Annotated in this window: 14 protein-coding genes; 1 reads left to right on the forward strand and 13 read right to left on the reverse strand. The window is 70.0% G+C overall.

Going from position 1 to position 20,181, the window contains the following annotated elements; genetic code table 11:
* Positions 1–5 precede the first annotated feature (5 nt).
* Positions 6–248 carry an RNA-binding protein gene (locus AAFO60_RS01930; protein WP_347954451.1) on the reverse strand — a complete coding sequence of 81 codons (243 nt, stop codon included), beginning with the start codon at positions 246–248 and terminating at the stop codon, positions 6–8.
* Positions 245–721 (reverse strand): 30S ribosomal protein S16, encoded by a 477-nt coding sequence (gene rpsP / locus AAFO60_RS01935; RefSeq protein ID WP_347954452.1) that lies wholly within the window; start codon positions 719–721, stop codon positions 245–247. Before rpsP ends, AAFO60_RS01930 begins: the two co-directional genes overlap by 4 nt.
* Before the next feature lie 283 nt (positions 722–1,004).
* On the opposite strand from rpsP, the gene AAFO60_RS01940 reads away from it, so the two are divergent.
* Entirely contained in the window at positions 1,005–1,661 is a 657-nt protein-coding gene (locus AAFO60_RS01940) for a hypothetical protein (RefSeq protein WP_347954453.1), read from the forward strand.
* A 90-nt stretch (positions 1,662–1,751) separates the two neighbouring features.
* Here AAFO60_RS01940 and AAFO60_RS01945 read toward each other — a convergent pair whose 3' ends face one another.
* The 11 genes from AAFO60_RS01945 to smc all read right to left on the reverse strand — a co-directional run bounded on the left by AAFO60_RS01945 (position 1,752) and on the right by smc (position 20,166).
* A complete protein-coding gene (locus AAFO60_RS01945) occupies positions 1,752–2,825 on the reverse strand; it encodes an amidohydrolase family protein (RefSeq protein WP_347954454.1) in 1,074 nt (357 codons plus the stop codon).
* 124 nt (positions 2,826–2,949) lie between these two features.
* Positions 2,950–4,536 carry a signal recognition particle protein gene (ffh, locus tag AAFO60_RS01950; RefSeq protein ID WP_347954455.1) on the reverse strand — a complete coding sequence of 529 codons (1,587 nt, stop codon included), beginning with the start codon at positions 4,534–4,536 and terminating at the stop codon, positions 2,950–2,952.
* 87 nt (positions 4,537–4,623) lie between these two features.
* Entirely contained in the window at positions 4,624–7,041 is a 2,418-nt protein-coding gene (locus tag AAFO60_RS01955; protein WP_347954456.1) for a [protein-PII] uridylyltransferase, read from the reverse strand.
* Entirely contained in the window at positions 7,016–7,354 is a 339-nt protein-coding gene (locus AAFO60_RS01960; protein WP_347954457.1) for a P-II family nitrogen regulator, read from the reverse strand. Before AAFO60_RS01960 ends, AAFO60_RS01955 begins: the two co-directional genes overlap by 26 nt.
* A 45-nt stretch (positions 7,355–7,399) precedes the next feature.
* Positions 7,400–8,734, reverse strand: a complete 1,335-nt coding sequence (locus AAFO60_RS01965) for an ammonium transporter (RefSeq protein ID WP_347954458.1) — start codon at positions 8,732–8,734, stop codon at positions 7,400–7,402.
* Positions 8,735–8,936: 202 nt separating this feature from the next.
* A complete protein-coding gene (locus tag AAFO60_RS01970) occupies positions 8,937–10,466 on the reverse strand; it encodes a class I adenylate-forming enzyme family protein (protein WP_347954459.1) in 1,530 nt (509 codons plus the stop codon).
* Between the two features lie 38 nt (positions 10,467–10,504).
* Positions 10,505–12,127 (reverse strand): acyl-CoA dehydrogenase family protein, encoded by a 1,623-nt coding sequence (locus AAFO60_RS01975; RefSeq protein ID WP_347954460.1) that lies wholly within the window; start codon positions 12,125–12,127, stop codon positions 10,505–10,507.
* 86 nt (positions 12,128–12,213) lie between these two features.
* Complete coding sequence (locus AAFO60_RS01980) at positions 12,214–12,786, reverse strand: TetR/AcrR family transcriptional regulator (protein WP_347954461.1); 573 nt, start codon at positions 12,784–12,786, stop codon at positions 12,214–12,216.
* A gap of 195 nt (positions 12,787–12,981) precedes the next feature.
* Positions 12,982–14,385 (reverse strand): HNH endonuclease signature motif containing protein, encoded by a 1,404-nt coding sequence (locus AAFO60_RS01985; protein WP_347954462.1) that lies wholly within the window; start codon positions 14,383–14,385, stop codon positions 12,982–12,984.
* A gap of 635 nt (positions 14,386–15,020) precedes the next feature.
* On the reverse strand, positions 15,021–16,499 hold the full coding sequence (ftsY, locus tag AAFO60_RS01990) for a signal recognition particle-docking protein FtsY (protein WP_347954463.1): 1,479 nt from the start codon (positions 16,497–16,499) through the stop codon (positions 15,021–15,023).
* Positions 16,500–16,515: 16 nt separating this feature from the next.
* Positions 16,516–20,166 (reverse strand): chromosome segregation protein SMC, encoded by a 3,651-nt coding sequence (gene smc / locus AAFO60_RS01995; RefSeq protein WP_347954464.1) that lies wholly within the window; start codon positions 20,164–20,166, stop codon positions 16,516–16,518.
* Positions 20,167–20,181: the final 15 nt, after the last annotated feature.

A 20,181-nucleotide genomic window follows, 5' to 3' on the forward strand; every position in this document is an offset into this window, starting at 1 on the left:
TGCGATCAGCGATCGGTGTCGACGATGTCGACCCGCATACCGCGGCCACCGATGCCGGTGACAAGGGTGCGCAGGGCGGTGGCGGTGCGACCGTTGCGGCCGATCACCTTGCCGAGATCGTCGGGGTTGACGTGCACCTCGACCATCCGGCCACGGCGGCCGGTGATCAGGTCGACCCGAACGTCGTCCGGGTTGGCGACGATGCCGCGAACGAGATGCTCGACGGCGTCAGCGACGATCGCGCTCACGCGTCCGCCTTGGCGTCACCGGCTTCCTCGGCGGCCTTCTCTTCGGCGGCCTCGGCGGCAGGCGCCTCGGCAGCCTCGTCGGCCTTCTTGTTCTTCTTCTTGGCGGTGGTCGCTGCGGCGGCCGGCTCGTTCTCGGCAGCGGCGAGCGCGGCGTTGAACAGGTCGAGCTTCGAGGTCTTCGGCTCGGCGACCTTCAGGGTGCCCTCGGCGCCCGGCAGGCCCTTGAACTTCTGCCAGTCACCGGTGATCTTCAGCAGAGCCGCGACGGGCTCGGTCGGCTGCGCACCGACGCTCAGCCAGTACTGCGCGCGCTCCGAGTCGATCTCGATCAGCGACGGCTCTTCCTTCGGGTGGTACTTGCCGATGGTCTCGATGGCGCGGCCGTTGCGACGGGTGCGCGCATCCGAGACGATGATGCGGTACTGCGGGTTGCGGATCTTGCCGAGCCGGGTGAGCTTGATCTTGACAGCCATGTGGCGTCTCCTTGTGTCACTGCGCAATTCAGCGACCCGCCGATAGGCGACGGGCCCGGTTTTGCGATCTCTTTCGGGGTGACCGCCGGTCGGCCGTGGCCGGCTCCGGCGAACCAGCGTTTCATTCTGCCATCCGCGCCCCCGCACGTTCAAACCGCCGTCGTCTGCGCGGCGCGGGCGGCGTCACCGCGAATCGGTCACCGCGGCCGAACCCGGTAGCGTGTCACCGGAGATCGGCGGCACCCCGGACCGTCGGCAGAGATCCGGAGGACCCGAGACGCCCATGCTGCACGCTCTGTCGTTCGCCTTCGTCGACTCGGTCAACGTCCTCCTGATCGGGGTCCTGGTGACCCTGGCGATGATGCTCGGGCCGGGCCGCTATCGCCGTATCGCTCCCCTGCTGCTGGTCGGCGACTGGCTCGGCGTCCTGGCCCTCGCGGTCATCGTCCTGCTCGTGTTCGACGGCCTGCAGTCGGTGGTCGATGCGGTCCTCGGCTCTCCCCTGTTCGGGATCCTGTTGATCGCGACCGGCCTGCTGACGGCGTTCCTGACCTGGCGAGGCGGTGATTCGTCCGACCTGGTCGACCGGATCCTGAACCCCCTGCGCGAGCCGTCGGCGGCGACCGCGCTGATCGGGTTCGTGCTCGGCGTGATCCAGTCGGCGACCTCGGTGCCCTTCTACGCCGGACTGGCCGTCCTGTCCGCGGCCGACATGCCCGTCGCCGAGCGCTACCTGGGGCTGCTGCTGTACGCCAGCGTCGCGCTGAGCCTGCCGCTGCTGGCAGGCCTCGCACTCGTGGTCGTGCGGGCGCGTCCGCACTCGTGGATCGGTCGTGTCTTCGCCTACGGGCGGCGCAATCAGACCGCGGTCACCCGCTGGGCGGGTTGGCTGGTCACGGTGCTGCTGATCGGCATCGGTGTGATTCAGATCGTCGGCTGACCGACTCCTCGAACATTTCCGCCACCGATTCTCACGAATCTGAGCGTTTCGTTCCCGATATCACCGCATACGCGTTGGTAATGCGGGTCGTCAGGCGATCTTCGCGCCGCCGCAGACGATATGAGTCGGGCGCCGCAGCGTCGTCGGATCTGACGCCGGATCGGCGTCCAGGACGAGGAAGTCGGCGCGGGCGCCGTGGCTCAGGCCGTCGGCGCCGAGCCACTCACGCGGCGCGGTCGACGCCGCACCCAGTGCCTCCAGGGCGGTGAAGCCGATTCCGGTCAGGGCCTCGATCTCGTCGACGATGCGCCCGTGGGTGATGGTGCCGCCGGCGTCGGTGCCCGCGTAGATCCGGACCCCCGCCTCGCGGGCGCGGGCGAAGACCTCGTGGCGGCCGGCGTGCAGGGCGAGCATGTTGGCCTTGTACTTCGGGAACCGGTCGGCGCCCGCCGCGATGTCGGGGAAGGTCTCGAGCTGGATCAGCGTCGGCACCAGCGCGATGTCGCGTCGGACCATCTCGTCGATGAGGTCCTCGTCGAGTCCGGTGCCGTGCTCCACCGAGTCGAAGCCGGCGCTGATGATGTCGGGCAGGGCGTCGGCACCGAAGACGTGGGCGGTGATCCGGGCGCCGTTCTCGTGTGCTGCGGCGACGGCCGCCTCGAGTTGCTCCCGGGTCCACAGCGGCGCGAGGTCGCCGATCTCGCGATCGATCCAGTCGCCGACCAGCTTCACCCAGCCGTCGCCGGCCCGTGCCTGCGCGGCGACCTCGGCCGCCAGCTGATCGGGATCGTCGAGTTCGACACCGTAGTCGCGCAGATAGCGTTTGGGTCGGGCGATGTGCTTGCCCGACCGCACGAACCTGGGTCCGTGCGCGTCGTCGTCGAGCGGATGGGTGTCCAGCGGTGATCCGACCTCGCGGATCAGCATGGTCCCGGCCGCCAGGTCTCGGCGGGCCAGGCCGCGCGCCTGCTCGATCGTCACGCCCAGACCGGGTGCGATGCCGACGTGGTTGTGCGCGTCGACCAGGCCGGGCACGATCCAGCCGCCGTCGACGGTGTCGGCCCCGGCCACCGGCTCGGTCGAGATCGTCCCGTCGACCACCCAGAAATGCAGCGGCTCACCGCTGAACGGGTCGGTGCCGAGGAACTCCACGGGTGCGCTCATGCTCGCCTCTCGGTTCACTGTCGATCAACGTTGGCTGCATCGACACCCTCTGGAGGCCTCGATGCAGCCAAAGTTTCGGTCCCACGCTCTTCGTGCCCGACACGCCTGCCGAGCGCCGCGCGCCCTACTTCTTCGGGAACTTAAGGTCGTTGAAGTCGATGCCCTCGAGGCCGGGAGGAAGCTGATCCAGGCCGGGCGGCATGTTCGACAGGTCCATGCCCGGCGGCAGGCCCATCCCGGGCGGCATGCCGGGCATCCCCGGGAAACCGCCGCGCATCGCCTTCGGCGGCGTCGGTCCCCGACCGCGTCCCTTGCCGCCCTTCTTGCCCTTCTTGCCCTTGCGCGCGTTCTTGCGTCCGCCGCCCATGCCCATGCCCATGCGGCCGGACATCTGCGACATCATCTTGCGCGCGGCGAAGAACCGGTCGACGAGCTGATTGACGTCGGTGACGGTGACGCCGGAGCCCTTGGCGATGCGGATGCGGCGCGAGGCGTTGATGATCTTCGGGTCGTCGCGCTCGGCGGGCGTCATGCCCCGGATGATCGCCTGGATCCGGTCGAGCTGCTTGTCGTCGACCTGAGCGAGGGCGTCCTTCATGTCGCCCGCACCGGGCAGCATGCCGAGCAGGTTTCCGATCGGACCCATCTTGCGGATCATCAGCATCTGCTGCAGGAAGTCTTCGAGGGTCAGCTCGCCCTGGCTGATCTTGGCGGCGGTCCGCTCGGCCTCTTCGGCGTCGAAGTGCGCCTCCGCCTGCTCGATCAGCGAGAGGACATCGCCCATGCCGAGGATCCGGCTCGCCATGCGGTCGGGGTGGAAGACGTCGAACTCTTCGAGCTTCTCACCGGTCGACGCGAACATGATGGGTCGGCCGGTGATCTCGCGCACCGACAGCGCGGCGCCGCCGCGGGCGTCGCCGTCGAGCTTGGTCAGGACCACGCCGGTGAAGTCGACGCCGTCGGCGAAGGCCTGTGCGGTGGTGACCGCGTCCTGGCCGATCATGGCGTCGAGGACGAACAGCACCTCGTCGGGCTGGGTGGCGTCGCGGATCGACGACGCCTGCCGCATCAGCTCCTCGTCGATGCCGAGACGGCCGGCGGTGTCGATGATGACCACGTCGTGCTGCTTGGCGCGGGCCTCCTGCACGCCGGCCTGCGCCACCGAGACCGGGTCGCCGGAACCGTCGACGCCGAGTTCGCCCTCGCCGCCGACCGAGGTTCCCGGGTGAGGTGCGAACACCGGCACGCCGGCCCGCTCGCCCACGATCTGCAGCTGCTGCACCGCACCGGGACGCTGCAGGTCACAGGCCACCAGCATGGGGGTGTGCCCCTGGCCGACCAGCCACGCCGCGAGCTTGCCCGCAAGCGTGGTCTTACCGGCGCCCTGCAGACCCGCGAGCATGATGATTGTCGGCGGAGTCTTGGCCAGTTGGAGGCGCCGCGTCTCGCCGCCGAGGATCCCGACGAGCTCCTCGTTGACGATCTTGACGATCTGCTGCGCCGGATTCAGGGCCGCCGAGACCTCGGCGCCCTTCGCCCGTTCCTTGATGCGACCGATGAAGGCGCGCACCACCGGCAGGGAGACGTCGGCCTCGAGCAGCGCGAGCCGGATCTCGCGCGCGGTGGCGTCGATGTCGGCGTCGGTCAGCCGCCCCTTGCCGCGGAGGTCCTTCAGCGCACCGGTCAACCGGTCAGAGAGGGATTCGAACATTCCCCCATCCTTCCACGTCGCGGCGAGCGGCGGGACCGCGGGACAGCAGACCGAGCTCGACCGGCCGTCCCCGGGTCCTCGGCGACCTCACCTCATCGGGGTGCAGACCGACAGGACCGCCGCGGCGATCGACTCGCGAGCCGGCGCCCCGCCGTCGCCGAGTCCCAGGCAGAAGGTGTCGATCGCGGTGGCGCCCAGGGTCGAGACCGTGGCCCAGGCGATGTCGCAACGGGCCCGTTCCAACTCGGCGCTGACCCGCGCCAGCAGGCCGTCGTCGTCGACTGCCCGCAGCTCCAGCAGCCACTGACCTGCCGGGCCGGGGAGCCAGCGAACGCGCGGCGGCGCCGCGATCCGCGAGACCGGCACCGCGGTCTGCCCCGCGCGTCCGGCGGGCGGGCGGGCGGCAGCCGCCCGCGCGGCCAGTTCGGCGACCGGATCGCGGTCGCCGGCCACCGCCGCGGCCAACCGCTGCCGCAGCAGCGGCCCGTCGGGAGGCACCCCGAAGACCGGCATCACCACGAAGGAGTCGACGGCGTGACCGGCGTGCGAGACGACTGCGGCCGAGTGCGCCTGCAGCCCGGACAGCGCCAGCACACCGGCCATCTGCGAGAGGACCCCGACCCGGTCGGGGGCGATCATCGTGACCACCGTCATGTTGGGGCCGTCGCCCGGCCTCAGCACCACGTGCAGTCCCCCGCTCTCGGCCAGCGCCCGATCGGTCTCCGACAGCCGCGCCGGTGCGGGCACCGGCGCCCCGCCGATGTGCGCGACGACGCGGTCGACCAGACCCGTGATCAAGGCGGCCTTCCACTCTCCCCACACGCCGGGGCCGGTGGCGCGCGAGTCGGCTTCGGCGAGCGCGCCCAGCAGTTCGGCGAGGACGGCGTCGCCGCCGAGCGTCTCGGCGACTTCCGCGACGACCGCCGGGTCGGCGGCGTCTCGTCTGCTCACCACGCGATGCAGCAGCAGGTGATGCCGCACGAGGCTCGCCAGCAGTTCGCAGTCGGCCCGCCACAACCCGAGGCGGCGGCCGACGCCCTCGGCGATCGCGGCGCCCGTCACACAGTGATCGGCGCCCGGTTCGGCGCGGGCGGCTCCCTTGCCGATGTCGTGCAGAAGAGCGCCCAGCAGCAGCAGGTCGGGCCGCGACACGCTGGTGGTCAGGTCGGCCGCGACGGCGACGGCCTCGATCAGGTGCCGGTCCACCGTCCAGGTGTGGATGCCGTCCCGGGGCGGGAGGTCGCGGACCTGATCCCACTCCGGGAACAGCGCGCCCCACAGCCCCACCCGGTCGAGCGCCTCGATCGGCCCGGCCATGTCGTGGCCGGAGGCCAGCAGCACCAACAGGTCCGACAATGCTTCCGGCGACCACGGCTGCGGCATCGGTGCCCCGTACTCGACGAGACGATCGAGGACCGAGCCGTTGATCGGAAGCCGGTGTCGGGCGGCGGCCGCCGCGACCCGCAGCACCAGTCCCGGGTCGCGGCTCGGGATCGCCGAGCGTGCCAGCACCACCTCGCCGTTCTGCTCGACGACGCCCTCGTCGAGCGGCCGCCGCAGCGGCGGGTGCCGCAGCCGGGAGAAGCCGCGCCGGCTCACCGCGTTCTGCGCGGTCCGCAGTCCCGCGTCGACCGCGTACGACGCGGTGCGCCCGGCGTCGCTGATCCGTCGTGCCAGATCGAATCGGTCGCCGACGCCGAGGGCGGCGGCGATCTCGTCGGCGTCCTGAGCGCGTACCTGGTCGCGGGCTCGGCCGGCGATCCGGTGTGCTTCCCCGCGAACCCCGAGCAGGAAGTCGTAGGCGTGCGCCAGCGGCGATCCGGGCGTCCCCGGGTCGAGGCGGGCCGGCCCGTCGGTCAGCTGCGCCAAGGCCAGTGCGTTGAGCAGCTGAATGTCGCGCAGACCGCCCTGCCCGTTCTTCACGTCGGGTTCGGCGCGGTGCGCGAGATGACCGGCCCGCCGCCACCGGTCCTGCGCCGCCTCGATCACCTGCGGCAGCCGCAGCCGCGCCTCCGACCGCCACAGGCTGCGGACCGAGGAGATCATCAGATGCGCCAGGTCCTCGTCGCCGGCGATGAATCGGGCGTCGAGCAGGCCGAGCGCCGCGGTCGCGTCCTCGCGCGTCACCCGCAGCGCATCCGGGACGGTGCGGACACTGTGATCGAGGCCGATCCCCGCGTCCCACAGCGGGTACCAGAGACCGTCGGCCACCGGCCCGAGCCGTTCGGGGAACCGGTCGTCGTGAACCAGGATGAGGTCGAGGTCGGAGTAGCCGATCATCTCGCGCCGACCGAGGCTGCCGACGGCGACGACGGCGAAGCCGCTGCCGTCGGCGATCCCGAGTTCGTCGGCGCGAGCGGTCAGCCACTCCTCGTACAGGTCGCCGATCGCCGCGCGCCGCGCCGCGCCGACGAGCGAGTCGTCGGCGAGCAGCACCGCCCGGGCCGCGCCGAGGACCGCGCCGGGCGGTGGCGCGCCGTCAGATCGCTTCGGGCCCGCGTTCACCGGTCCGCACCCTGATGATCGATTCCACCGGCATCACCCACACCTTGCCGTCGCCGATCTTCCCGGTGCGGGCCGACTCGACGATCACCTCGGTCACCTGATCGACGGCGTCGTCGTCGACGACGACCTCCACTCGCACCTTCGGCACGAAGTCCACGGCGTACTCGGCGCCTCGATAGACCTCGGTGTGCCCCTTCTGTCTGCCGTATCCCTGCACTTCGCTGACCGTCATTCCGACGATCCCGATCTGCTCCAGACCGGCCTTCACGTCTTCGAGGGTGAACGGTTTGACGATTGCGGTGATCAGCTTCATGGATATCCCCTTATCTCTCCCGATCGACACTAGTGTCTGGTCTGCTCATGCCGGTTCGTAGGCGCTCTCGGCGTGCTCGGTCGCGTCGATGCCGGTGAGTTCGGACTCTCGGTCGATCCGCCAGCCCATCGGCTTGAGCACCATGGCGATCACGAAGGTCGCGGTCGCGGTGAAGGCCAGGGCGGCGAAGGCGATGACCGCCTGCACCGCCAGCTGGCGGTAGTCGTGCCCGTAGAACAGGCCGGTCTCCTTCGACAGCAGACCGATCGCGAGCGTGCCCCACAGGCCGGCGACCAGATGCACGCCGACGACGTCGAGCGAGTCGTCGAAGCCGTACCGGTGCTTGAGCCGGATGCCGACGGCGGCCAGCGCGCCCGCGATCAGGCCGAGCAGTATCGCGCCGACCGGGGTGACGGCCCCGCAGGCCGGGGTGATCGCGACCAGACCCGCGACCAGACCGGAGGCGGCGCCCACGCTCGTCGGGTGCCGGTCACGAATCCATTCGACGACCAGCCAGCCCGCCATCGCGGCCGCCGCGGCCACCGCCGTGTTGACCCAGACCAGGCCCGCGGTCATGTCGGCGCCGAACTCAGACCCCGCGTTGAAGCCGAACCAGCCGAACCACAGCAGCGCGGCGCCGAGCATCACGAACGGGATGTTGTGCGGCCGATAGGCGGTGCGACCGAAGCCCCGGCGCTTGCCGACGACGAGCGCCAGCACCAGACCGGCGATGCCCGCGTTGATGTGGATGACGGTCCCGCCGGCGAAGTCGATGGGCGCCACCTTCGCGACGCCGTCGGCGACACCGAACATCCAGGCCGCGATCGAGTCCTTCGCCCCGGACAGCAGACCTCCGCCCCACACCATGTGCGCCAGCGGGAAGTAGACGATCGTGCTGAACAGGACGGTGAAGACGAGCCAGGTGGCGAATCGGACGCGCTCGGCGAGGGCGCCGCTGATCAGGGCGACCGCGATGACCGCGAAGGTCAGCTGGAAGGCGAGGAACACGATCGCCGGGATGTGGGTGGAGCCCCACACCACGTAGTGGGTCTGGCCGCCGACCGTCCGCGTCTGGGTGAGTTGGTCGGAGCCGAACAGCGCCAGCGGGTTCGAGAAGACTCCCCCGATGTCGCCGGTGCCGGTGAGCGAGTCGCCGAACGACATCGAGAATCCCCACAGGACGTAGACGACGGTCACCGTGCCGAGCGCGGCGAACGACATCATCATCATGTTGAGCACCGATTTCGAGCGGGAAAGCCCGCCGTAGAAGAACGCCAGCGCCGGCGTCATCAACAGCACCAGCGCGGCACTCATGATCACCCACGCGGTATTCCCCGGATCCACTGTTCCGAACACGTTGTCGGGCAAGGCGATCTGCACTGTCGCACCTCCTCGTGGATCGTCGACGTTCGACGTCCTCGGGGAAAGAATGCAGCGCTCCTGTTGCGCGTGTGAACGCGCCGATGTTTCGGGCGCGTCAAAGAATCCGGGCCATGTTTCGCTCACGTAACGGCCCGGATTCTCGGCCCTTCGGGTTCCCTGCCCTTCGGATGCCCGGCCGGTCCGCTAGTGTCCTGCGACACTAGGTGGCGGGAGCGACCGACTCCCGGAGGACGTGCTTGACGATCTTGCCGCTCGGATTGCGCGGGAGCGCGTCGACGACGACCGTCTCGCGGGGGATCTTGTAGCGAGCCAGCTTGTCGGTCAGGTAGTCGCGGATCTCGTCGGCGGTGATGTCTGCGCCGTCGGTGGTGACGCACACCGCGACGACCGTCTCGCCCCATTCCGGATGCGGGCGCCCGACCACTGCGACGTCGGCCACGCGCGGGTGGCCGCGCAGCGCCTCCTCGACCTCCTGCGAATGGACGTTCTCGCCGCCGACGATGATGACGTCCTTGAGACGGTCGACGATGTACAGGTATCCGTCCTCGTCCATCCGAGCGACGTCACCGGTTCGGAACCAGTCGCCGACGAACGACGCGGCCGTCGCCGCCTCGTTGTCGAGGTAGCCGATCATGCGGCTGTCGCCGCGCAACCAGATCTCCCCGATCTCGCCGGGCCCGACCTCGTCTCCGGCAGCGGACATCAGCTTGAGGTCGACGCCGACCATCCCGCCGCGGCCGATCGACCCCGCCTTGGTCACCTGCTCGTGCGGGTACAGGGCGGTCCCCGAGGGCCCCATCTCGCTCATCCCGTACACCTGGAAGAAGCGGTCGCTGCGGTAGGCGGCGATGAGCTTGCGGGCGGTCGGTTCGCCGAGTGACGCCCCGCCGTACAGCCACTTCGACACGGTCGACAGGTCGTGGTCGTCGAAGTCCAGCTGCCCGGCGTCGGCCAGCTGCACGGGCAGCAGATAGGCGATCGGCGAGCCGAAGAAGGCGGTGATCCGGTGCCGGGCGACGGCCGGCAGGAAGGCGGCCGGATGGAATTCGCGCATGAGGACGGTGGTCGCGCCCAGCGAGATCATCGTGAGCAGCCAGTCGTTGAGGGGTGCGGCGTGCCAGATCGGCATCGCGAGCAGGAATCGTTCGTCGGAGGTGAAGCCGAGTGTCGCCGCGAGTGCCGGGGCCAGGGCCGACAGGGTGCGGTGGGTGTGCAGACAGCCCTTCGGGGAGCTGGTGGTTCCCGACGTGTAGAGGACTTGGGCCACCGCGTCGAGGTCGGTGTGCACCGGTCCGGACACCGGCTCCGCCGCGCGGACCAGGGCGTCGAAGTCGCCCAGGGCGCCGTGCCCGGACTCGGTCGTCAGCCACATCAGATCCGGGCTCCCGGTGGTGGCGGTGTCGGCGAGGTCGCCTGCGACGATGCCGATTCGTGCACCGCTGTGATCGATCGCGTAGGCGACCTCGGGTGCGGCGAACTTGTGGTTGATCGGCACCAGCGCCGCACCGGCGAACCATGCGCCGAACGCGGCGACGACGAATCCGGGGGTGTTGCAGGTCATCACGGCGACGCGGTCGCCCGGCCGGATCCCTCGGTCGATGAGCACCGTCGCCGCTCGGCGGGCGTGGTCGAGGAGTTCGGCGTAGCTGATCTCCTGGTCGTCGGCGACGAGAGCCGCCTTGTCCGGGTACACGCGGGCGCTGCGCTCTAGGGTGGCGGTCAGGTGCATGGCGTCGTTCGGTTTCCGATCTCTGTGCGGGGTTGGATTCAGGCGCGGGCTGCGATGCCGGCGAGGTCGAGCGTCGAGTCGAGGACGCCGTACATGTGACCCGGATCAGTGATGCGCGAGGCGACGAACCCGTCGACCACGGCTTCCGGGGCCTGCCGGATGAGGATGGAGCCCTGCAGGGCGATCGCCATCGACTCGGTGAGACGGCGGGCGAGGGCGGGGGCCGCTGCGGGATCGGCGGCCGCCTGCGCGATCAGCTTGCGGGTCTTCTCCACGTGCAGGTCGTAGTCGCGGTAGATGCCGAGTGCTCGTTCGAACTCGTTGTCGACGGCCTCCACCGAAAGCGGGTCTCGCACCATCGCACGCAGGACGTCAAGGGCGATCACATTGCCCGAACCCTCCCAGACGGCCATCACCGGCTGTTCGCGGTATCGACGCGACAGCGGGAAGCCGTTCTCGCAGTAGCCGTTTCCGCCGAGGCATTCGAGCGCCTCGTAGGCGTGGTTCGGTCCGCGCTTGCACACCCAGTACTTGCCGACCGCGGTCGCCAGACGACGGAACGCGGCCGACTCGGCGGCGTCGTCGTCGTAGGCTGCGGCCAGGCGCATGCCGGTCCAGACCGCGGCCTCCGCCTCGATCTGCAGGTCGGCGATGACGGCGGTCATCGCCGGCTGGTCGATGAGGGTGGCGCCGAACGCCGAGCGGTGGCGCACGTGCCAGGCCGCCTCCGCCACCGATTGGCGCATGCCGGCTGCACTGCCCAAGACGCAGTCGAGGCGCGTCTGGTTGACCATCTCGATGATGGTCCGCACACCGGCGCCCTCGTCGCCGAGACGACGTCCGACGGTCGCGTCGAACTCCACCTCGCTCGAGGCGTTGGACTTGTTACCCAACTTGTCTTTGAGCCGTTGGATGTTGAACACGTTGCGGGTGCCGTCAGGCAGGATCCGCGGGACCACGAAGCAGGTGACGCCGCCCGGGGCCTGGGCGAGGACCAGGAAGGCGTCGGACTGCGGCGCCGAGCAGAACCACTTGTGGCCGGTGATCAGGTACGTGCCGTCGGCTTGTTCGACGGCACGGGTGGTGTTGGCTCGCACATCCGAGCCACCCTGCTTCTCGGTCATCGCCATGCCGAAGATCGCCGACGGCTTCGCTCCCGAACCGAGCTCGTGTGCGTACTCGCGTGAGAACACGCGCGGCAACCATTCGTCGGCGATCCGCTGGTCCGCGCGAAGCGACGGAACGACGGCGTGCGTCATGCTGACCGGGCACGAGTGGCCCGGTTCGATCTGCGCGAACTGCATGAACGTCGCGGCACGAGCGACGTGCGCCCCGTCACGGGGGTCCGACCAACAACTGGTGTGAGCGCCGTGGGCGATGGCGTCGCGGATGATCCGGTGATAGGCCGGGTGGAACTCGATATCGTCGATCCGGTTGCCCCAGCGGTCGTGCGTCTGGAGCTTCGGGGTGATGGTGTTGGCGAGTTCGGCGTCGCGCTGGAAGTCGGCGCGACCGACGAGGGCGCCGGCCTCGATCAGCGAGTCCGTTGCCCATCCCCCGCCGTAGACGCTCACCGCCTCGACGAGGGCGGCGTGGCTGGTGTACTCGTTCACGTCGACGCGTGACGGTGCCTGATTGAAGACCTCGTGCGTTGCGGACATGTCGACTCCTAGGTGTTGATCGTGAGTGGCTGATGAAAGCTGATGCCTGAGAACGGATCTCGTGGACCGGCGGGACTCGGTTCCGCTCAGGGCGCGGCACCCGTGGCGCCGAGCGCCAGGAAGCAGAATCGGCGGATCGTGGCGACCAGCGCCACCGGATCGACGTTGGACAGATGCGCCTCGGCCGGGTCGAGCGCGCCCACCAGCGCCTCGGAGATGGCACCCATCACTGCGGATGCGACCACCGGGACGTCCTGGTCCACGAACGCGCCTACCGCGATCCCCTCGGCGATGATCGTCTCGCCCAATTCCCGATAGGACTGCCGGAGGCGCAGCCGTTCGGCGTCGACGGCGGGGATCACCGGCTCGAACAGCAGCGACCACGCCAGTCGCCGCCCACGGAGTGCACGGTCGGCAAAGGTGTCGATCAGGGCACGCAGTGCTGCGGCCGGATCGTTGCCGGCCGCTCGGACGGCACTGTGCACCTGGCCGAACTCGAAGACGGCCGCTTCGCGGAAGACCTCGGCCAGAAGCGCTTCGCGGTTGTCGAAGTACGAGTACACCGAGCCGACGCTCACGCCACTCCCCTCGGCGATCGCGGCCACCGTGGCGGCACCGAAACCGGACTCGGCGACCAGGCCGCGAGCGGTGTCGAGCATGCTCTGGCGCTTCGCCTCCGCGCTGCGCCGCGTCGCCTCCGTCTTTCGGTACGCCACTGCACCCCCAAGGTTTGAATCATGGTTCAGACTTTCGCTGCCATCATTGAATCACGATTCAATCCTTGAGGCAATGGCGCGGAACCCGAATGGGTGACCAAGCGCGCTCGAATCCCTCCAGAACATCCGCGAGGCCGCTCATGCGGCGGCGGTGGGTGCGGTGGTCATCGTGCGGCGTGCGTTGGAGCGGATCGGTTCCCGCGAGCGCACCGGACGGGACGTGTCGGCCGGTGGCCGGAACCAGGGGTGCCGGTCGTGGCCGATGAACACCTCCCAGCCGGTGTGATGGACGACGGTGTGGTGCATCCGGCACAGGAGCACACAGTTGTCGACCGCCGTCTCACCACCATCCGACCAGGGCACGCAATGATGCGCATCGGTCCAGGACACCGGGCGCCCGCAGCCGGGGAACGCACACCCCCGATCACGCGCCTCGAGGGCCTTACGCAAAGCCACCGTCACCAGACGGTGCTCACGGCCCACATCCAACGGCGTCGACTCCCCATCGAGGACGACCCGCCGCATCGCCGCCTCACACACCACCAACCCCACCGTGGCCGGCGAGACCGGCCCGGTGAACCCGAGCGAAGCCACCGGCGACGCGCCCGCAGACATCCCCGCCGCGGGCCCGGCGGCCTGGGTGCGGGCGGTCTGGGTGTGGGTGGGGACGATCAGCGTCACGTGCGGCAACACCCCACCCGAGGCGGTCGGCCGGTCGCGGCCGGCCAGGTAGCCGCGCACGATCTGCCCGAACGCCTCAGCCCGCCGCTGAGTCACCGTCCGCGGATCCCGCGACCCATCCGGCAGCGGCACCGGCCGACACAGCGGATCAAGCGCCTGATGCAACTCCTCCCCAGACAGCGCGTCCAGGTCGAGCGTGGCGGTGGTGCGGCCATCAGCGCCGGTGGTCAGGGTCATCTCGTTCAGGTCGGGCCTCTCAGCTACCGGCACCACCTCCGACTCTGGATCGGTGGGATCGGGGGCGGGCGCCCATTCGAGGGCGAGCTCGCGGGCTCGGGTGTCGACGTCGGCCGGCGTCACCTGCACGATGAGCCTGCGCGCCAGATCCTGCCGGGCCGGTTCGTCGAGCGGGACCCGCCTGCCCACGAACGCGACCCCACGCCCGACCGCATCACCCTGCTCAAGCGAGACACCACCGGTACGCGCCTGCCGCGACAGGTCCGGCAACCCCGCCGCGGCCGCGCCGACCCGAGACAACCGGTACGCGACCGCCGGCGGGTGCCCCAGTTCACGCAGCAGATCGGTCGCGCGTTTGACGCGTTTGCGGGCCGGGATCCCGCCGCGCTCAGCCGCCTCGGTCGCGGCAGCGAGGGTGGTGGTGCACAGGTTGAGCAGCCTGGTCACCTCCACCATCACCGCCAGAATCAGCCGATCATCGGCGCCGGTCGGCGACGGGGACGCGAACACCCGGGCCCATTCCCCACCCGGCGATGCGGTTCCCGGCGGATCGAGTGCATCACTGAGCAGGTCAGCGAGTTCGGTGACAACATCAACCACGGTCCTGGTCATCGTCATGGTCATGACTCCCCCTCTCCACAACCCGGTCACCGTCGATACCTTCGGGATCGCCGAAAGCCGTTGGTGGCGGTCGTGATTCCGGTCTTGAACTCCCCGCAGGCGAGCGTGCCGGTCACCGACCGTCGCCTGCGAGACGAAATACGGTTGAACGACAAAGCAGTTGGAAATGCAGATGCGCTGTGCGTGGTCCGTCACCCGGATGCCAGACCACCGCCGCCTCCACTGGAGAGCACCTCGCCCGGGGTCTCGATACGTCCTCGGCTGGCGCCTCGGACTACTCGACCACCCTAGAAAGGAGGCCACCTTGGGAATCGACCACCCGCACGAGAACCCCCAGAGAGGGACCCCGGCGGCGCACTCTTGTGGCAACCAACCCGAAGAAACTCCCAGAGCCGGCGGCGGTCTGACATTGTGCCGCCGCGTACCCACCCTTGCGCCCTCAGCAGTGCCGTGGGCGTAGTCGGTGTCGCCATGTACGCGACGCGCTATCAAATTCTCAAAGAACGAGAAGCAACCCCTGAGGGCCACTCCAATCGATCATGTGTTCTATGATACACATCACATTCAACTAGGACAAGGGGTCGCAACGAAAGACACCCGCCGCAGAATGTCTGCGGCGGGTGTCAGAATGTCGAGAGTTACAGCAGCGCGTCGACGAACGCTTCCGGAACGAAGGGCGCGAGGTCGTCGGCGCCTTCGCCCAGACCGACCAGCTTCACCGGGACGCCCAACTCCTCCTGAATGCGGAAGACGATGCCGCCCTTGGCGGTGCCGTCGAGCTTGGTGAGCACGACACCGGTCAGTGCGACGACCTCGGCGAAGACCTTGGCCTGCATCAAACCGTTCTGCCCCACCGTCGCGTCCAGGACCAGCAGGACCTCGTCGACCGGAGCCTTCTTCTCGACCACCCGCTTGACCTTGCCGAGCTCGTCCATCAGGCCCGTCTTGGTGTGCAGTCGGCCGGCCGTGTCGATGAGGACCACGTCGACGCCGTCGGCGATACCGGTCGTCACCGCGTCGAAGGCGACCGACGCCGGATCGGCGCCTTCCTTGCCGCGGACGATTCCGGCGCCTACGCGCTCGCCCCACGTCTGCAACTGGTCGGCCGCGGCGGCGCGGAAGGTGTCGGCCGCACCGAGCAGCACACGCCGACCGTCGGCCACCAGCACGCGGGCCAACTTTCCGGTGGTGGTGGTCTTTCCGACACCGTTGACACCGACCACGAGCACCACCGCGGGACCGCCGGCGTGCGGCAGTGCCTTGACCGAACGATCCAGTTCCGGATGCAGCTGCGAGACCAGCACACGCCTCAACGCCGCGCGCGCATCGTCGGCCGACCGGACCTTGCCCGTCGCGAGTTCCGCGCGAAGCTTCTCGATGACGGTGGTCGTCACCGAAGTGCCGAGGTCGGCCATGACGAGCGTGTCCTCGATCTCCTCCCAGCTGTCCTCATCGAGATCGCCGGCGCCGAGCAGGCCCAGGACGCTGGCGCCGATGGCACCCTGCGAGCGAGACAGCCGCCCGCGCAGCCGGGTGAGCCGGCCCTCGGTGGGCGCGATCTCGTCCAGCGCAGGCGGAGCCGCAGCCTCTTCTGCGGCCGGCTCGGCTTGCGGCGCAGGCGCCTGGCTCGCGGGCGCCTCCGCAACGGGTTCCTCGGCGACCGGTTCAGCGACGACAGGCTCGTCGACAACAGCTTCGTCACCAGCCGGAGCCTCGACCGCCGCACCGTCGGCCGGAGCAGCGACATCAGCCTGGTCGGCCGCGGCGGATGCATCTGCGACCGGCTCTGCCTCGACGGGCTCTGCCTCGACAGCCGCCTGCTCAACCGGCGCCTGCTCAACCGGCGCCTGCTCAACCGGCTGGTCCTTGCCCGGCTCGGGCCGGTCGATCGTCGCCGCTCCGGCCCCGCCCTGACTGAAGCTGAAGCCGGAACCGGCCTGGTAGCCGCCCGACCTGTCGACTTGGCGCGACGAGCCGTCGATCACCTGCTCGGTGGTCTTCGCGTCGTCGCGCAGCGAGATGCGCCGCTTTCGGTTCAGCGCGTAGCCGGTGCCGCCGACCAGTGCGAGGACGACGACGATCGCGATGACGATGCCGATGATCAATTGGGTGTCCACTGCAGACATCTTCCCTTCAGCTCGTGGGAGCGGAGTCGGTTGGTGTGGTCGGTTCCGGTGACCCGTCGTCGGACAGGTGCACCGTCGGGGTGATCTCGACACCCCGGAGTCGTTGCGAGATCACCTGGGTGATGCCGTCGCCGCGCATGCTCACACCGTAGAGCGCGTCGGCGATCTCCATCGTCGGCTTCTGATGGGTGATGACGATCAGCTGCGACTTCTCGCGCAATTGCTCGAACAGCGAGATGAGCCTGCGCAGGTTCGCGTCGTCGAGTGCTGCTTCCACCTCGTCCATCACGTAGAACGGCGACGGGCGGGCGCGGAAGATCGCGACGAGCATCGCCACCGCGGTCAACGACTTCTCGCCGCCCGATAGCAACGACAGTCGCTTGACCTTCTTGCCCGGTGGGCGAGCCTCCACCTCGACGCCCGTGGTGAGCATGTCGTCCGGGTCGGTGAGGATCAGCCGGCCCTCACCGCCGGGGAACAGTGTGGCGAAGACCTGCACGAACTCGCGCTCGACGTCGGCGTAGGCGTCGGTGAAGACCTGCAGGATGCGGGCGTCGACGTCGTCGATCACCTCGAGCAGATCCTGCCGCGCGGCTTTGACGTCCTCGAGTTGGGTGGACAGGAACTCGTATCTCTCCTCGAGCGCCGCGAACTCCTCCAACGCCAGCGGATTGACTCGCCCCAGGGTCTTGAGGTCCTTCTGCGCCTTGCGCGCCCGAGCCTCCTGCGCGGCCCGGTCGAAGGGCATCGGCGCGGGCGCGACCACCTGCTCGCCGCGCTCCCTGGCCTCCTGGTATTCGCGCATCTCCAATTCGGTCGGCGGCATCGGCACGTCGGGTCCGTACTCGGCGACCAGGTCGTCGGGGGCGACGGCGAACTGCTCGAGGATCTGTTCTTCGAGCTGCTCGATGCGCAGTGCCGCCTGCGCTCTGGCCAGTTCGTCCCGGTGGACCGCGTCGCGCAGCTTGTTCATCACCGCGGTAAGCTGGTCGACCTGGGCGCGCAGCGCATCGACTTCGGCGGTGCGCTGCGCGGCGTCGGCCTCGAGTTCGTCCCGGCTCTCGGCGGCGGAGGCGACGGCGCGTGCAACGGCGTCGGCCAGCCGCTCGCCGCCCTCGGCGACGGCATGGGCCACCCCGGCCGCGTAGCGACGCTGGGCGTCGAGGCGACGCTGCCGCTCGCGGTTCGTCCGTTCGGCGGCGGCGGCGCGGCGCAGGCTCTCCGCCTTGCCGCGGACCGACGCCAGCCGCTCCTCCGCCGTGCGCAGAGTCAGGCGAGTCTCGACCTCCTCCGACCGCGCCGACGCGACCTCCGCGGCGGCCGTGTCGCGCATCTGGCGGTCGTCGTCGCCGACTGCCTCCTCCGATCCGTCGTCGGCGGCGCGCGCGAGACGCTCCTCGACCTCGGTCAGCGCCGCGAGGTTCTCGGCCCGCCCCTGTTCGACGAAGTTGCGCTGCCGCATCAGCCGGTCGGCCTCCTGCCGCGCCGAACGGATGTCGGCGCCGAGGCGACCCAGCGTCTCGTAGGCGGCGCCGAGGTTTGCGTCGGACTCGTGCAGCGCTGCCAAGGCCCCCTCGACCGCGTCGCGCGCACGGGTCTGGGCGGCGCGCGCGAGCTCCAGCTGTTCGGTCATCTGCTCGGCGGCGGCACGGCTGCGCGCCAGATCGTCGGTGGCGGTGTCGATCGCGGACTGGACCTCGATGGTCGACGGCCGCCGCGACGAGCCGCCCTCCACGCTGGCCGCGGAGATCCGGTCGCCGTCGCGGGTGACGGCGATCAACTGCAGGTCGTGGGCCAACTGCAGGCCGACGGCGGCGTCGTCGACGATGACGATCCCGTCGAGCAGAACGTCGATGGCGCCGGCGACCGAGTCGGGGGCGTGCACGCGGTCCCGCGCCCAAACCACCCCGTCGGGCAGCGCGGGCCGCTCGGCGGCTGATCGGCCGGTCAGGCCGCCGACGATCAACGCCGCACGACCGCCGTCGCCGCGCCGCAGTTCGGCGAGCGCGCGGACCGCGGCCAGTCCGTCGACGGTGGCGATGGCTTCGGCGGCGGGCCCCAGCGCTCCGGCCAGCGCCCCTTCGAACCCCGGGTCGACGGTGAGCAGTTCCGACAGCGGCGACAGCAGTCCGTCGGTCTCCCGCTCGATCAGCCAGCGTCCGCCGTCGCCGCGCTCCAGGCCGACGGCGAGCGCGTCGATCCGCGCGGTCAGCGAGGCGATCGCCCGCGCGGTCTCGCGGTCGTCGGCTTCGAGCCGGGCCATCGTCTCGTCGGCGGCGGCCAACGCGGCCGCGCAGTTCTCGTGGTGTTCGTCGAGTCCGCGTTCGGCGTCCTCGAGGACCCGCACGCGGGCCACCTCGTCGTCCAGCGCAGCCTGGGCGGTGTCGGCGCGGCGGGCGGCGTCCTCGATCGCGACGGTCAGCCGGGCGGTCTCACCGTCGACCGACTCCACTCTGGTCCGCAGGTTGGCGGCCTCGCCCTCCAGCCTGGCCAGTCCCTCGCGTCGGTCGGCGACCGCCTGCACGGCTGCGAGGTGGGCGCGTTCGGCGGCGGCTGCGGCCTGTTCGGCGGCCTGCAGTCCGGCGGTCGCATACTCGAGGCGCTCGGCGGCGTCTTCGACGGCCGCGGCGTGTTCGGCCTCGGTCAGCGCGGCGTGCTCGGCCTGTCGTTCCAGCTCGTCCGGGTCGGGTCCGGTGGCGGCCGCACTGGGCGAGGCGAGGTGCGCGGCGCGTTCGCCGGCCAACCGGAGGGTTCCGGTGACCCGTTCGGAGAGCGCTCCCAGCCGGTAGAACACCCGATTCGCCTCGGCGGCAGCGGGTGCGACGTGTGCGAGTTGTTCCTGGGCGGCGGCGAGCGCCTCGGTCGCCGCGTCGAGCCCCGCGGCCACCTCGTCCTGCTGTCGCCGGACCTCCGCCTCGACCGCCGTGTGCTGTGCCATCTCGGCGCGGCGCGCCACCAGGTCGTCGGCGGCCAGGCGCAGTCGCGCATCGCGCAGGTCGGCCTGCACGGTCGCGGCGCGGCGCGCCACCTCGGCCTGGCGGCCGAGTGGTTTCAGCTGTTTTCGCAGTTCGGTGGTGAGGTCGGTCAGGCGGGCCAGGTTGGCCGCCATCGCGTCGAGCTTGCGGACGGCCTTCTCCCGCCGACGTCGGTGTTTGAGGACGCCCGCGGCCTCTTCGATGAACGCCCGGCGCTCTTCGGGGCGTGATTCCAGGATGGCCGACAGTCGGCCCTGCCCGACGATGACGTGCATCTCGCGGCCGATGCCCGAATCGGACAGCAGCTCCTGCACGTCCATCAGGCGGCAGGAGTTTCCGTTGATCTCGTACTCGCCGGCGCCGTCGCGGAACATTCGCCGCGTGACCGAGACCTCCGAGTACTCGATGGGCAGCGCGCCGTCGGAGTTGTCGATGGTCAGCGTCACCTCGGCGCGCCCCAGCGGGGCCCGACCGGAGGTTCCCGCGAAGATGACGTCGGCCATCTTGCCGCCGCGCAGCGCTTTGGCGCCCTGCTCGCCCATCACCCAGGTGAGGGCGTCGACGACGTTCGACTTGCCCGACCCGTTGGGCCCCACCACACAGGTGATGCCGGGTTCGAATCGCAGCGTCGTCGACGACGCGAACGATTTGAACCCTTTCAGGGTCAGGCTCTTCAAGTGCACGGGTAGCTAGCTTAC

Origin of the sequence: Gordonia aichiensis (assembly GCF_039946255.1) — a bacterium.
Lineage (GTDB): Bacteria > Actinomycetota > Actinomycetes > Mycobacteriales > Mycobacteriaceae > Gordonia > Gordonia aichiensis_A.

What these genes read in the sequence shown, in the direction of transcription:
- AAFO60_RS01970 (WP_347954459.1), bottom strand. Translation starts at nt 10,466, where the DNA reads ATGCACCTGACCGCCACCCTAGAGCGCAGCGCCCGCGTGTACCCGGAC.
- AAFO60_RS01940 (WP_347954453.1), top strand. Translation starts at nt 1,005, where the DNA reads ATGCTGCACGCTCTGTCGTTCGCCTTCGTCGACTCGGTCAACGTCCTC.
- rpsP (WP_347954452.1), bottom strand. Translation starts at nt 721, where the DNA reads ATGGCTGTCAAGATCAAGCTCACCCGGCTCGGCAAGATCCGCAACCCG.
- AAFO60_RS01960 (WP_347954457.1), bottom strand. Translation starts at nt 7,354, where the DNA reads ATGAAGCTGATCACCGCAATCGTCAAACCGTTCACCCTCGAAGACGTG.
- AAFO60_RS01945 (WP_347954454.1), bottom strand. Translation starts at nt 2,825, where the DNA reads ATGAGCGCACCCGTGGAGTTCCTCGGCACCGACCCGTTCAGCGGTGAG.
- AAFO60_RS01975 (WP_347954460.1), bottom strand. Translation starts at nt 12,127, where the DNA reads ATGTCCGCAACGCACGAGGTCTTCAATCAGGCACCGTCACGCGTCGAC.
- AAFO60_RS01980 (WP_347954461.1), bottom strand. Translation starts at nt 12,786, where the DNA reads ATGCTCGACACCGCTCGCGGCCTGGTCGCCGAGTCCGGTTTCGGTGCC.
- ffh (WP_347954455.1), bottom strand. Translation starts at nt 4,536, where the DNA reads ATGTTCGAATCCCTCTCTGACCGGTTGACCGGTGCGCTGAAGGACCTC.
- AAFO60_RS01985 (WP_347954462.1), bottom strand. Translation starts at nt 14,385, where the DNA reads ATGACCATGACGATGACCAGGACCGTGGTTGATGTTGTCACCGAACTC.